The 13265-nt window shown below is 60.8% G+C and carries 10 protein-coding genes; all 10 read right to left on the bottom strand.

All coding sequences use genetic code 11. The features are described 5' to 3' along the window. Positions 1–1473, bottom strand: coding sequence for an NADH-quinone oxidoreductase subunit N (locus U9R61_RS06815; protein ID WP_322488062.1), 1473 nt, complete (start codon positions 1471–1473; stop codon positions 1–3). A 295-nt stretch (positions 1474–1768) separates the two neighbouring features. Beyond that, the gene (locus tag U9R61_RS06810; protein WP_322488061.1) at positions 1769–3346 is read right to left on the bottom strand and encodes an NADH-quinone oxidoreductase subunit M; all 1578 of its coding nucleotides are present in this window, start codon (positions 3344–3346) and stop codon (positions 1769–1771) included. A 303-nt stretch (positions 3347–3649) separates the two neighbouring features. Next, positions 3650–5578, bottom strand: coding sequence for an NADH-quinone oxidoreductase subunit L (gene nuoL / locus U9R61_RS06805; RefSeq protein WP_322488060.1), 1929 nt, complete (start codon positions 5576–5578; stop codon positions 3650–3652). A gap of 6 nt (positions 5579–5584) precedes the next feature. Beyond that, positions 5585–5887: an NADH-quinone oxidoreductase subunit NuoK gene (gene nuoK / locus U9R61_RS06800; RefSeq protein ID WP_066790060.1), complete on the bottom strand. Its 303-nt coding sequence runs from the start codon at positions 5885–5887 to the stop codon at positions 5585–5587. Further along, positions 5887–6393, bottom strand: a complete 507-nt coding sequence (locus U9R61_RS06795) for an NADH-quinone oxidoreductase subunit J (RefSeq protein WP_322488059.1) — start codon at positions 6391–6393, stop codon at positions 5887–5889. Before U9R61_RS06795 ends, nuoK begins: the two co-directional genes overlap by 1 nt. Positions 6394–6449: 56 nt before the next feature. Next, positions 6450–6947 carry an NADH-quinone oxidoreductase subunit NuoI gene (gene nuoI / locus U9R61_RS06790; RefSeq protein ID WP_322488058.1) on the bottom strand — a complete coding sequence of 166 codons (498 nt, stop codon included), beginning with the start codon at positions 6945–6947 and terminating at the stop codon, positions 6450–6452. A 35-nt stretch (positions 6948–6982) separates the two neighbouring features. After that, entirely contained in the window at positions 6983–8203 is a 1221-nt protein-coding gene (gene nuoH, locus U9R61_RS06785) for an NADH-quinone oxidoreductase subunit NuoH (protein ID WP_322488057.1), read from the bottom strand. A 97-nt stretch (positions 8204–8300) separates the two neighbouring features. Beyond that, positions 8301–11009 carry an NADH-quinone oxidoreductase subunit NuoG gene (gene nuoG / locus U9R61_RS06780; RefSeq protein WP_322488056.1) on the bottom strand — a complete coding sequence of 903 codons (2709 nt, stop codon included), beginning with the start codon at positions 11007–11009 and terminating at the stop codon, positions 8301–8303. A 155-nt stretch (positions 11010–11164) separates the two neighbouring features. Beyond that, positions 11165–12469: an NADH-quinone oxidoreductase subunit NuoF gene (nuoF, locus tag U9R61_RS06775; protein WP_322488055.1), complete on the bottom strand. Its 1305-nt coding sequence runs from the start codon at positions 12467–12469 to the stop codon at positions 11165–11167. A 42-nt stretch (positions 12470–12511) separates the two neighbouring features. Further along, positions 12512–13204 (bottom strand): NAD(P)H-dependent oxidoreductase subunit E, encoded by a 693-nt coding sequence (locus U9R61_RS06770; RefSeq protein ID WP_322488054.1) that lies wholly within the window; start codon positions 13202–13204, stop codon positions 12512–12514. Positions 13205–13265 lie beyond the last annotated feature (61 nt).

Genomic DNA, 13265 nt, shown 5'->3' with positions numbered 1-13265 from the left:
TTACGACCCGCCCAACGCTACCAGCGAGCGTTCCACCAAGGCGAACACCGGCGCTGGGATGAGGCCAATCGCAATTGTGCCGACCGCCGCTACCACAATGTCAACGGTAAGACCGCGATTGAGCGCAGGCGCCGGCTCGCCTTCCGGCTCGGTCATAAACATGCGGATGATGACGCGCAGGTAGAAGAAGGCAGCCACCGCGCTAGTCAGCACCCCCACTAACGCCAACCACGGTAGGTCTCCCTCCCACGCTGCGGTGAGCGCATAGAACTTGGCCATAAAACCGGCGGTCGGCGGCACACCAGCCAGCGAGAACATAAAGATGGCCATCGCTACCGCGAGCATTGGCTGGCGCTGGTAGAGACCGGCAAAATCGTCGAGCCGCCACGCATTCTCACCTTGGTGCTCGAGTGCGATCAACACTGCGAACGCCCCCAGATTGCTCAGCGCATACACCAGCAGATAGAAGATAAAAGCCTCTGGCCCGCGCTGCTCGCCGGCGACCATCACCCCCAGCATCACGTAGCCGGCATGGCCGATGCTCGAATAGGCCAGCATGCGCTTGACATTCGTCTGCGCCACAGCGCCCAAATTGCCGACCACCATTGTCAGCGCGGTGAGGCCAGCCAGCACCGGCAACCAGTACTCGATCAGGGTCGGCAAGCCCTCGAAGAGCAGACGCACCAACGCCGCCAGCGCGCCCCCCTTGGTGCCGACGCTCATAAACGCGGCCACCGGCGTCGGCGAACCCTCGTAGACATCGGGGGTCCACATGTGGAAAGGGGCCAGCGCCACTTTGAAGGCAAAGGCGATCAACACCATCGCCGCGCCGCCGAGCAACAACGTGAGATTGAGGTCACCCAAGCCGCGGTTGGCCACATACGCGCCGATCTCGGCCAGCCGGGTCGAACCGGTCGCGCCAAAGATCAGCGCGATGCCATAGACAAAGAACCCGGCTGCAAACGCGCCCAGCACCAGATATTTCATCGCCGCCTCTTCCGAGGTCAGACGCGGGTAGGCAAAGCCAGTCAAAATGTAGAGCGTAATCGAGAGCGTCTCAATGCCAAGGAATAGCACGATCAGATCGGTGCCTTGGGCCAGCAAGATCATGCCGCTGACGGCAAACATGATCAGCGGATAGAACTCGCCTTGCTCGATCCCTTGGCTCGGTAAATACTCTAGCGACATCGCAATGCTGAGGATGCCGACCAGCAAAAAGACCCACGTCAGCGTAAGCGCAAACGGATCGAGCCGCAGCATGCCGCCGAAGGTGGTACCGGTCAATCCCCAGAGCGGCAGACCAACCAACCCGGCAACCACCAACCCGCCGATCGCAAGGTGGCCGGTCAATTTCTTGCGACCATCGGGAATGAAGAACACGTCAACCAACAACAAGACAGTCGCCCACGTGACCACCACCAAGAGGGGCGCCATTAACGTCAGATCCACCGGCGGGATCGTCAATGAATCCATCTGATCTCCTCCTCGCCTGCGCCGGCGATACCATTTGTTTCCGCTACCTCACCTTGCGCGCCGGCCAGATGCGCCATTTGAGCCCTGTGTAGATACGGTAATATCATGTCACATCCGTTCTCACGCCTAAGTAGTTCTCTATGCTATGCCGAGGGCGGGTTAGACAAGGCGGCGCATTGCCGCAATCAGCTTTGGCGAACGTAGCAACGCTTTTTTGCTTAGCCGCTTACCGCCCTCGAGCGCGTCGCACCAACCACCCGTCATTGCAATCTATCGCGCCGGACACCGCCGATCGCTACCCGCCCACCACCTGCGCCATCAATTCGGCTACCAGCGCCGCGACACTGTGCTGCATTCCGGCAAAAAAGAGAGCAGGATAGATGCCAATCACCACAATCGGAATGCTCAACAAAGCGAACGTTGTAAGTTCGCGCTGGTTGAGATCGGGCAAATTGGCATTGGTCGGCTGCGAAACCTCGCCCATAAAGACGGCCCGGAAGAGTTTGAGCAGATATGCCGCCGCCAACACCACCCCGCCGACCGCAATCGCCACATAGACCCAGCCGAGCAGAGGGGAGCGGAACGCGCCGGCGATGATGGTAAACTCACCCACAAAGCCATTCAGCCCCGGCAAGCCTGCCGACGAGAGCGCCACCAGCAGGCTGAAGGCGGCAAACACTGGCATCACCTTCCACAAACCGCCATACTCAGCCAGTTCGCGGGTGTGGCGCCGCTCGTAGAGCACCCCCACCATCAAGAAGAGGGCGCTGGTGCTGAGGCCGTGATTGACCATCTGCAACACCGCGCCGCTGATTCCTTCCGCGTTAAGGGCAAAGATGCCAAGCACGACAAATCCCATATGGCTGACCGACGAGTAGGCCACCAGCTTTTTCATATCCGACTGGGCAAACGCCACCGCCGCGCCATAGATAATGCCGATGACCGCCAGCACAGCCAAGGCCGGCGCCGCCCACTGTGACGCCGCTGGAAAGAGGGTGAGATTATAGCGAATGATGCCGTAGCCGCCCAACTTGAGCAACACGCCGGCCAGCACCACCGAACCAGCCGTTGGCGCTTCGACGTGCGCATCGGGCAACCACGTATGGAACGGCCAGAGCGGCACCTTCACCGCAAAGGCGAGGAAAAACGCGCCGAAGAGGAGCCGTTCGGTGGTCGTATCGAGCGTAAACCGGCCTGCCCGCAGATCGCTGACAAAGCGGCTAAAACTGAACGTGCCGCGAAAACCGGGATCGACAGCGGCAATAGCATCGCGATGGAGCAGGTGCAGCGCAATCAGCGCCAGCAACATGAGCACCGATCCGGCAAACGTGTAGAGAAAGAACTTGCGTGCGGCGTAGATCCGGTTCTGGCTACCCCAAATCCCGATCAAAAAGGTCATCGGAATGAGCGTAAACTCCCAGAAGAGGTAAAACAGCAGCAAATCCTGCGCCAGAAAGACGCCGAGCATCGCTGTCTGCAAAATGAGCAGCAGAATCTGGAAGTTCCGCACATCCTTATGCACCGAATCCCACGTTGACAGCACCACAATCGGGCCGAGAAAGGTGGTCAGCATCACCAGCCAGAGACTGATGCCATCAACCCCCAAACTATAGGTTGCGCCAACGATCGGCAACCACAGCAACTCTTCGACAAACTGCATGACCGGCGGCGCGCCCACCATCGCAATCTGCATCGGATTGGTCTCGAAGCGCAGCGGCAATAGCAGCGAAAGGAGAAAACCGGCCACCATCGTCGCGAGCGATATCCGGCGGGCCAACTCGGCATTGGCGCGCGGCACGAACAACAATGCCAGCGCCCCGGCTGCCGGCAGCCAGAGAACGAGCGAGAGGAGCGGAAAGCCTAGCTGATTCATAGCACTCCCTCGTGGAGCGACGGGCCGGCCAGATCATCGCCAGCCGCCGCTCCGGCCTTCCCGTACCAGAAAACCCTTGACCATCTGTGAACGACGTTTGTATCTGTTTGCACCGGCACCCGTTATGCGGCGCAGCAATCCCCCGCGAGCACAACCCGATCCCGCTCAGCCATCTATCCCGCTACAGCGGGCGATTGCTTCGGTCGGGCGGCATCCAGCACGGCTGGCTGCTGCCGCTCCCTCGCAATGACAGACGGGCACGTCACCCGCCCCAACGGGGGAGGGTTAGGGTGGGGGCCGCGCTTAGCGGGCAAACCACAACATCACCCCCAGTACAATCAAAACCCCAACTGTAAAGACCAGCGCGTAGGTGCGCACATAGCCGGTTTGCAAGGCGCGCACGCCGTTGGCCAAGCCGCCGAAGAGGCGGCCAACTCCCATCACCAACCCATCAACCCCTTGCGGGTCGAAGACGCGAGCCAGAAAATCGGCCAGCCGCTCGAACCCAGCCACCACTGTGCGCTGGTAGAGCCGGTCGAAATACCACGCCTCCTCCATCCCTTCCCAGATGTCGCCGCTGTAGCGGTAGGCCGGATCTTTGCCGCCAATTTTGATCTTGGCCGCATTGGTGGTGTACACCCACCAGCCGAGATAGCCCATGCCCACCGCACCAGCCGTCGCGATTAACGCCAACCAGAGGTTAAATTCGCCGGCCTTCTCGTGCAACACCGGTTCGAGCCAATCGGTCAACCAGTGCAGCACTGGCAAATTGATCGCACCGCCGATGGTTGCGCCAACCGCCAACACCACCAACGGCACGGTCATCACCGGTGGGCTTTCGTGCGGATGGTAGCTGGGATCACGCTGCGTGCCGAAGAAGACCAGCGCGACCTGCCGGCCCATATAAAAGGCGGTGAGCAGCGAGGTCAGGAAGAGAATGACGAAGATTGGCGTCTGGCCGTGACTGATTGCATGGGCCAAAATCTCGTCTTTGCTCCAGAAGCCGGCAAATGGGACAATGCCGGCCAGCGCCAACGCGCCGATCACATAGGTGCGGAAGGTGGTTGGCATAGCGTCCTTGAGCCCACCCATCCGCCGCATATCCTGCGTGTCGTGGGTGCCGTGAATTACCGAACCGGCGGCGAGGAAGAGCAACGCCTTAAAGATACCGTGGGTTAACAGGTGGAAGATCGCAGCCACATACGCGCCCATGCCACAGGCTGCCACCATAAACCCCAACTGCGAGACGGTGCTATAGGCCAGCACCCGCTTAATATCCCACTGGGCCATCGCCGCAGTGCCGGCTAGCAGCGCCGTCAGCGCGCCGATCCATGCTACCCAACCTTGGGTTGTAAACGACGAGACAAACAATGGCTCGGCGCGGGCCATCAAATAGACCCCACCGGTCACCATGGTGGCGGCGTGAATCAGCGCCGAGACCGGCGTCGGGCCGGCCATGGCATCGGGCAGCCAGACAAAGAGCGGGAATTGGGCGCTTTTGCCGGTGGCGCCGATCAGCAACAGGAACGAGATCGCCGTGCTGACGAAGATTGGTTGCCAATCGGGGCCGATGCGCAGACCGGCAATATCGCCAACCCGTTCGAGGAAGCCAAGCTGACCCTCAGCGCCATCACCGTAAAAATTGAGCGTGCCAAAATACGCGAACACAGCCAGCATGGCAAGAATAAAGGCTGCGTCGCCGATCCGGTTGACGACAAACGCCTTCACCGCCGCCGCGCTGGCTGACTTGCGTTCAAACCAGAAGCCAATCAGCAAGAACGAGCAGAGACCAACGCCTTCCCAGCCTAGGAACAACAGCAACAGATTGTTCGCCATCACGAGAAAGAGCATCATGGTGACGAACAGATTGAGGTAGGCGAAATAGCGCACCACCCGCGGGTCGCCGTGCATGTAGCCAATTGAATAGACGTGGATCAACGCGCCGACGCCGGTAATCAACAGCGCCATCACCGCCGTCAGCGGGTCGAACATAATCGCAAACGGCACCCGGAAGCTGCCGGTATTGATCCATTCCCATGCCGTGCTGACAATCCGCCGTTCTTCGGGTGGCATGCCGGCCAGCATCGCCACCGCAATCAGCGTTACCACAAACGCTGCCGCCACCAAGCCGCTCGCCACCAGACCCGCTTCGCGTTCGCGGCGAATGACGAACACATTCAACAAAAAGCCAATAAACGGTAGCAGCGGAATAAGCCAGATCAACAGTTCCATAGCCGGCTAGCCCTTCAATGTACTGACTTCATCGACATCTGCCGTGCGTTTGGTGCGGAAGATCGAGACGAGCAGCGCCAACCCGACGGCCACCTCCGCCGCGGCCACCGTGATGACGAAAAAGACGATCACCTGCGCTTCGACGCCGAGCCGTTCGCGGGCAAACGCAACCAAGGCAAGGTTGGCCGCGTTGAGCATCAATTCGACCGACATAAAGACCACAATCGCATTGCGCCGCAACAAGACGCCGAGCACGCCGATCGTGAACAAGATGGCGCTGAGCAACACATAATACGAGGTGGGCACCATTAGATCTTCCTCCCGCGCTGATTCAAGACCACCACCCCCACCACCGCGATCAGCAGGATAAACCCGGTCACCTCGAACGGCAGCAGATAGTCGGTGAAGAGCAGCACCCCCAACGATCGGGGATCGCTGAATTGGGCCAGCGCCTCGCCATCGGGCGGCGGCGTGGTTGCGCCCCCTAACCCGACCACGACCGACACCACTAACAGGGCTAAGCCCAACAGCAGCGCCAACGGCTGCTGCCATGCGATCCGATCCGGCGCGTCTTCCACCTTCTCAGCGCCCAACAACATCACCACAAAGAGGAAGAGCACCATAATCGCGCCGGCGTACACCGTGAGCTGGATCGCGAACAGGAACGGAGCGCTCAACAACAAATACATCACTGAAATGGCAGCAAAGTTCAGCAGCAAAAAGAGCGCGCTATGCACCGCATTGCGCGACACCAGCATCGCCACTGCGCCGATAATCGCGATCACGGCTGTGATAAGGAACAGGATCAAATCCATACACCGTGCTCCGGATATTGCAACCGCAGAGGCGAACCAAGCGCCTCTACGCCAGATCACAAATCAATCTTGGCCGGCGGGCTCGGCTGCCGGTTAAGCTGCTGCAAAATCGGCGGCGGCTCGCCGTGACCTTTATCTGGGGGCACGAGCAGCATCTCTTTGGTGTAGATGGCTGCGCGCCGGTCGTAAAAACTCAACTCATACTGGTGCTCGAGCACAATGGCGTTGGTGGGGCAGGCATCTTCGCAGTACCCGCAGAAGATGCAGCGCAGCATATTAATCTCATACACTGCGGCATACCGCTCGCCGGGAGAGCGCGGGTTGGCGGGGTCATTTTCCGCCGGAACGACCAAGATCGCATCGGCGGGGCAGGCGGCGGCGCACAACGCGCAACCGATGCACCGCTCTTGGCCGTTGGCGAAACGCTTCAGTTCGTGGCGGCCACGGAACCGCTCACGCACCGGACGCTTCACTTCGGGGTATTGCACCGTCACTGGACGCTTGAACATGTAGCGCAGCGTCGTTCCTAACCCTTTGACCAGTTCTTTGAGCATACATCTATCCTTTCGGGCAATGCCCCGCATCACCCCTACGATTGTGGAAGCTGCACGTCATTGACCAAGGTGACATTATCGACCGGTTTGGGAGTGCGGTTGAAGCTGAGCGCGATAGCGATGGTGAGAGCTCCCAAGCCGAACAAGACCCACGAATGCACCATGCGATCGGGAATAAGAACGATCACGACCGCGGTGTAGACCAGATTGAGCAAGCCGAGCGGCAACAACCACTTCCAGCCGAGATCCATGAGCCGATCGTAGCGCAGACGCGGCCACGAAGCGCGCACCCAAACCGAGATGAACAAGAAAATGACAACCTTGAGCAAGAATGCACCGAGCGAGACGAGGCCGAAGACAATGCTCCCGGCCACCGGTCCGGCCAGCGCGGTCACTTCGCGGCCTAGAATGTCGAGGCCGGGGAAATTCCAGCCACCGAAGAAGAAGGTGACGGCCAAGGCCGAGACCGCAATGAGTTTAATATATTCGGCCATGAAGAAGAGGGCAAATTTCATCGAGCCGTATTCGGTATTGTAACCGCCGGTCAACTCTTGCTCGGCTTCGACCAGATCGAACGGCGCGCGCACCACTTCGGCAGTCGCCGCCACCATAAAGAGCACAAAACCGAGCAATTGCGGGATGATGCCCCACAACCCGCCCTTTTGCTGCGTGACGATTTCGTGGGTCGAGAAGGTGCCGTAGGTCATCACCACGCTGAGCACCGCACACCCTAAAGCCAATTCATACGAGATAAGCTGGGCCGAGGAGCGGATGCCGCCGAGCATCGAGTATTTGTTATTCGAGGCCCAACCGGCCAGCGTGATACCATAGACGCCGATGCTGGTCACTGCCAGCACATAGAGTACACCGATATTCAGATCGGTAATCTGCAAGATATTCCACAGGTTGGCCCGCGCCGGATCGTAACAGGCCTGATAATCCCAGTTGAGGTTGAGACAACCGAAGGGAATGACGGCCCAAATGATCAATGCCGGGATCACGGCGAGCGCCGGCGCCAGCAGGTAGACCGGCTTATCGGTCATGGCCGGCACGATGTCTTCTTTGAAAAAGAGCTTGACCGCATCGGCGGCGGGTTGCAAAAAGCCCTTCGGCCCGGCCCGGTTGGGGCCGACGCGGTGCTGCAAGCGCGCAAGGAGCCGGCGCTCGAACAGGGTCAAATAGGCGAAGGCGGTCGTCACCGCGAGGGTGATGACAAAGCACTGAATGACGATAATCAGAATGGTGAGCCAGTCCATGATCGCTTCCTTTGTGGCATGATGCCCTCATCCCCCTCGCCCCTGCTCCCGTGGTGCGGGAGCAGGGGCGTGGTGGTTTGGCGGAGACGGCATACGCTTACCCCATCACCACTTTCGCGAGACTCACCCGGGTGCGCGGGCCGGTTTCGATCGCGGCTGCCGTGACATCGGCCAATCCCGCCGGCAGCAAGATGATACCCGCCGGCAAATCGGCCACCACGCGCGCCGGCAGCACCAGTTCACCGGCTGCCGAGGTGAGCCGCACCCGATCGCCGCTGTGGATATTCAGCTTGGCCGCATCATCGGCGCTGATCGCCACGTGGCCCGCCGGCACGAGATTCTGCAACTTCGAGCCGCGCAGATGGCGGTCGCCGTCATACGCCAGCACCTGTTCGAGCAGCAAGAGCGGACGGTCATCGGCGAAACCGGTAACTGCGCCGGTGAAGGTTACGGTTGCGCCCTTCGCCAGCGCTGGCGGCAACACCAAACCGACCCCTTCATTATTGGTATAGCTGGTGCCATCGTAGTAGATAGCGTCATCGTATTGGCGACCCCAACTGCCGCCCGTACCGGTGGCCGCTAAGGCAGCGTAGGTGATGCCGGCATAGCCCGGCGCTTTGGCAGCAATTTCGGCGGCGACATCAGCCGCTACCACGTACTCCCATGCCTCGGCAGTGACCGGGATCGGGCCGTTCCGCCCACCGCCAATCGGCACCATCGCCAGCGTTTGGGCCACTGCGGCGATGATTTGCCAGTCAGGCCGGGCCTCACCCACTGGCGCGCAGGCTTGCCGCGAGCGTTGCACCCGCCGCTCGGCATTGGTATACGAGCCTTCACGCTCGGCGACGCTGGCTGCCGGCAGCACCACATCGGCCAATTCGGCGCTCGCAGTGAGGAAGAGGTCTTGCACCACCACGAACTCAGCCGCTTCCAGCGCCGTGCGGGCCGCGGGCAGCTTCGCCGCCGGATCGACGCCGACCAGCCAAATGGCGCGCACCTTGCCGGCCTGCGCCGCAGCCCAGATGCCGTTGGCATCGAGACCGCGCTGTTTGCGCGGCGCGTAACCCGGCCCAGCATCGGGACGCACCCCCATCTCGATGGCGCCACGGCTATTGCCGCCCGCCAACAGCGCAATGATACCATTGTTCGCCATGCCGGCCCGACCGGTCAGCATCATCAAGGCCGCCAGCGCCTCGGTCAGGGCCGGGCCGGCGCTGCGCGCTTCCCAGCCATACACGATCAAGCTCTGTTCGGCGGCGAGGAAGTCTTTCGCTAGCGTTTCTAACTCTGCCACCGGCAACCCGCACGCCGCCGCTAAATCAGCGAGTTTTGACTGGCCCATCGCTCGGCGCAGTTCATTCCACCCATGCACCCGATCGAGCGCTGCCGGCTTGCCACTCGCTTCGAGCGCCGCCTTGAGCAGGGCATAGACAAACGCCAATTCACCTTCGGGCCGGTAGCGCACCACCTTCGTCGCCGAGCGGTCGAGCTTAGTCGGGCGCAGACCGACGACGACCAGCTTGCCGCCGCGCTGGGCAATCCCACGCAGCCGCAGCATATAGAGCGGCGCTTCCTCTTCGGGATCGGCCCCAACCACTAACACCACCGTCCCCGCGCCGAGTTTGCTCAGATCGGTGCCGGGGCCGGGAGCGAGCAGACCGCCGATCTCATCAGGCGGGAGCGCCGCCGGGCCACCGCTGCCGGTATCAATGTTCTCGCTGCCCAACTCGCGCAGCAGTTTCTGGAAGAGGTAGAGGTCTTCGTTGCTCAGATGCGGCCCGGCCAAACCGGCCAAGGCGCTAGCGCCATGCCGCGCGCGGATAATCGTCAACTGATCGGCCACTCGCTCCAGCGCCTCGTCCCAACTGACCGGCACCAGCTTGCCATCGCGCCGCACCAACGGCGTGGTCAGGCGAGCGGGTGACTCGATAAAGCGATGGCCATAACGGCCCTTATCGCAAATCCAGATATCGTTCACCGCGGCATTCTCGCGCGGCATCACCCGCATGAGGTGGTCGTGGCGCATATCGAGGGTGAGGTTACAACCAACCGGGCACAACGTGCAGACCATCGGCTTGCTCTGCAACTCCCATACCCGCGCCTTAAAGCGGAAATCGCTGCTGGTGAGCGCCCCCACCGGGCAAATATCGGTCGTATTACCAGAGAACTTGCTGTTAAACGGCGGATCCGACTTCGAGATAATCATCCAATTGCGGCCCCGGTTATCAAAACCGAGCACCGGGTCATCGGCAATCTCATCTTGGAAGCGGACGCAGCGCCCGCAGAGGATGCAGCGCTCGCGATCGAGATAGATCAAATCGCCGAGCTTAACCGGCTTCTCGAAATGCACCTTATCGTTATAATCGAAGCGTGAGACCGCCGGGCCCCAACCCATCGTCAAGTTCTGCAACGGGCACTCGCCGCCTTTATCGCACACCGGGCAATCGAGCGGGTGCGAGGTCAGCAAAAACTCGAGCACACCGCGCTGGGCAAACTTCACCTGTTCGGTGGTGGTCAACACCACCATTCCCGGACTGACCGGGGTAGTGCAGGCAGTCTGCAACTTCGGCATCATCGCAATCACCGGCCGGCCATTGGCATCGAGCACCGGCTGGCGGGTAGCCGGATCGATCTTGGGAGTACCGACTTCCACCAGACACATCCGGCACATGCCGACCGGCTTGAGGCGCGGATGGTAGCAGAAGACCGGGATGGCGATCCCGGCTTGGCGCGCCGCATCAACAATATTGGTACCGGCAGGCACTGTCACCTGCACTCCATCGATGGTAAGCGTCACATCTGGCATTGTACGTTACCCTATTCTAAGAACGGATGGATGATCCCTCACCCCGGCCCCTCTCCCACGTTAGTGGGAGAGGGAAGCTGCGGTAGCTCGGATGGAGAGGGGAACGGCCATTGCTAGGTCTCCCCACTCCCTACTCCCTACCTTCCCACGTTGCGCTACCGGTGAACTATAAGCGGAATATGGTGACCATTCCGGTGGCTGCTCTGTTTCACCAGCGCCTCAAATTCGTGCGGGAAGAGCTGCAACGCGCTCTTGATCGGCATGACGGCGCTTTCGCCGAGCAGGCAGAAGCAGTTGCCGGCCATCTGGCGATAGATGCTATGCAGCGTATCAATATCGGCAGCGGTGGCATGGCCCTCTTCCACCATGCGATGGAGCACGCGCACGAGCCAGTGCGTACCCTCGCGGCAGGGAGTACACTTGCCGCAGCTCTCGTGCTTGAAGAATTCGTCCATCTTGTAGGCGACGTGCGGCGCCGAGACGGTATCGTTGAGCACAATCACCGCGCCGGAACCGAGCATCGAACCGGCGGCGGCGACGCTCTCGTAATCAAGCGGCACATCGAGATGGTCAGCGGTGAGCCACGGCGCGGATGCGCCGCCGGGAATAATAATCTTCACCGGACGGCCACCCTTCATCCCACCGCCATACTCGGGCGATTCGATTAGTTCGCGCAAGGGCACGCCGAAGGGCAGCTCGTAGTTGCCGGGACGGTTGACGTGACCGCTGAGCGAAAAACATTTCGTACCGGGACTCTTCTCGGTGCCGTGCGAGCGGTACCACGCCACGCCCCTCTCGACGATGCGCGGCACGTTGGCCAGCGTCTCGACATTATTGATAATCGTCGGCTTGCCGTACAGACCGGCCACGGCGGGGAACGGCGGCTTAAGGCGCGGTTGGCCGATCTTGCCCTCCAGCGACTCCATCAACGCCGTCTCTTCACCGCAGATATAGGCGCCGGCGCCGCGATGGACGTACATATCGAGATCAAAATCGGTGCCGAGGATCTTCTTGCCAAGAAAGCCGGCGGCATAGGCCTGCGCAATCGCCCGTTCGAGCGTGCGAGCCGCGGCGGCGAATTCGCCGCGCATATAGATGTAGGCCACATTGGCCTCGATCGCATAGGCCGATAAGGCCACCCCTTCGATCAACTGGTGGGGATTCTTGTCGATAATCTGATGGTTATTGAACGTCCCCGGCTCAGACTCGTCGCAGTTGCAGAGCAGGTAGCGGGGATAGACGCCTTTAGGCAGAAAGCCCCACTTAATACCGGTAGGAAAGCCAGCGCCGCCGCGCCCGCGCAAACCCGACTCCTTCACCATCTGGACAATATCAGCCGGCGTCTTTTCAGTCAGCGCATAGCGATACGCTTTCCAGCCGCCGTGGCGGCGATAGACCTCAAAATCGGCAATCTCGGGAATATCGAGTTCCCGCATCACAATATGTTCACTCAGCCCCATTGCACTCAACTTTCTAGCGCGCCCAACGGCAGCGGCGCAGCATCACAACGGCGAGGCCGTGCGCGTATCAGGCCGGTCAAGCCCGGCATCGGCTTCGGGGGCCACCGACGGCGGCGGCGTAGCCGGTGCAACGGGTGGTTCGATCACAAACTCGCGCGGACGGTACGGGGCAAACCGCTCGATCTGCACCAAGCGGCCATCGCGGGTGAACTCATAATCTTCAGCGAAGCGGCCACTAACACCGCGCTTGCGTGCTTCGGCAGCGCGAGCGCGCAGATCGTTCAACAGCGTCTGCACCCGATCAGGGGTGACATCGTACACATAATCGAGGTTCGCCTGCAACACCGGCGCGCGGTCGCACGCGGCCAGACACTTCACCCGCTGCAAGGTGAACATCCCGTCGGGCGTGGTTTCATCTTCGCTAATGCCGAGCGTCTGCTTCAGCGCCGTGATCAGCTCCTCGGCACCACAGTAACAACAGGGCACATCATCGCACACTTGCAGCACCCATGTCCCGACGGGGCGGTTGTAGAAGAGGGTATAAAACCCGACCACCTCGAAGACATCGGTAGCCGGCAATTCTAAAATCGCCGCCACCTCGCGGATAGCCTCATCGGTCAGATAGCCGTACGTGTCTTGGGCAAGGTATAACAATGGCAACACCGCGCTACGCTTGCTGGCGTAGCGGGAGATAATGGCCTCGATTTCAGCTTGATGCGTTTCAAGAAGCGTCACGGTCTCCTCCGTGGACAGATATTGACACTCACCTCCCGCCTATCTCCCGCTGGAGGAGGGG

This window comes from Chloroflexus sp., assembly GCF_034431535.1.
GTDB lineage: Bacteria > Chloroflexota > Chloroflexia > Chloroflexales > Chloroflexaceae > Chloroflexus.
The sequence above is the reverse complement of the archived record's forward strand: the minus strand, read 5'-3'. Positions and strand labels throughout refer to the sequence as shown.

Coding starts and splice junctions, on each gene's coding strand:
- nuoL (WP_322488060.1), bottom strand. CDS start 5,578: ATGGAACTGTTGATCTGGCTTATTCCGCTGCTACCGTTTATTGGCTTT.
- nuoI (WP_322488058.1), bottom strand. CDS start 6,947: ATGCTCAAAGAACTGGTCAAAGGGTTAGGAACGACGCTGCGCTACATG.
- U9R61_RS06815 (WP_322488062.1), bottom strand. CDS start 1,473: ATGGATTCATTGACGATCCCGCCGGTGGATCTGACGTTAATGGCGCCC.
- nuoK (WP_066790060.1), bottom strand. CDS start 5,887: ATGGTGCCCACCTCGTATTATGTGTTGCTCAGCGCCATCTTGTTCACG.
- U9R61_RS06810 (WP_322488061.1), bottom strand. CDS start 3,346: ATGAATCAGCTAGGCTTTCCGCTCCTCTCGCTCGTTCTCTGGCTGCCG.
- nuoH (WP_322488057.1), bottom strand. CDS start 8,203: ATGGACTGGCTCACCATTCTGATTATCGTCATTCAGTGCTTTGTCATC.
- U9R61_RS06795 (WP_322488059.1), bottom strand. CDS start 6,393: ATGGATTTGATCCTGTTCCTTATCACAGCCGTGATCGCGATTATCGGC.
- nuoG (WP_322488056.1), bottom strand. CDS start 11,009: ATGCCAGATGTGACGCTTACCATCGATGGAGTGCAGGTGACAGTGCCT.
- nuoF (WP_322488055.1), bottom strand. CDS start 12,469: ATGGGGCTGAGTGAACATATTGTGATGCGGGAACTCGATATTCCCGAG.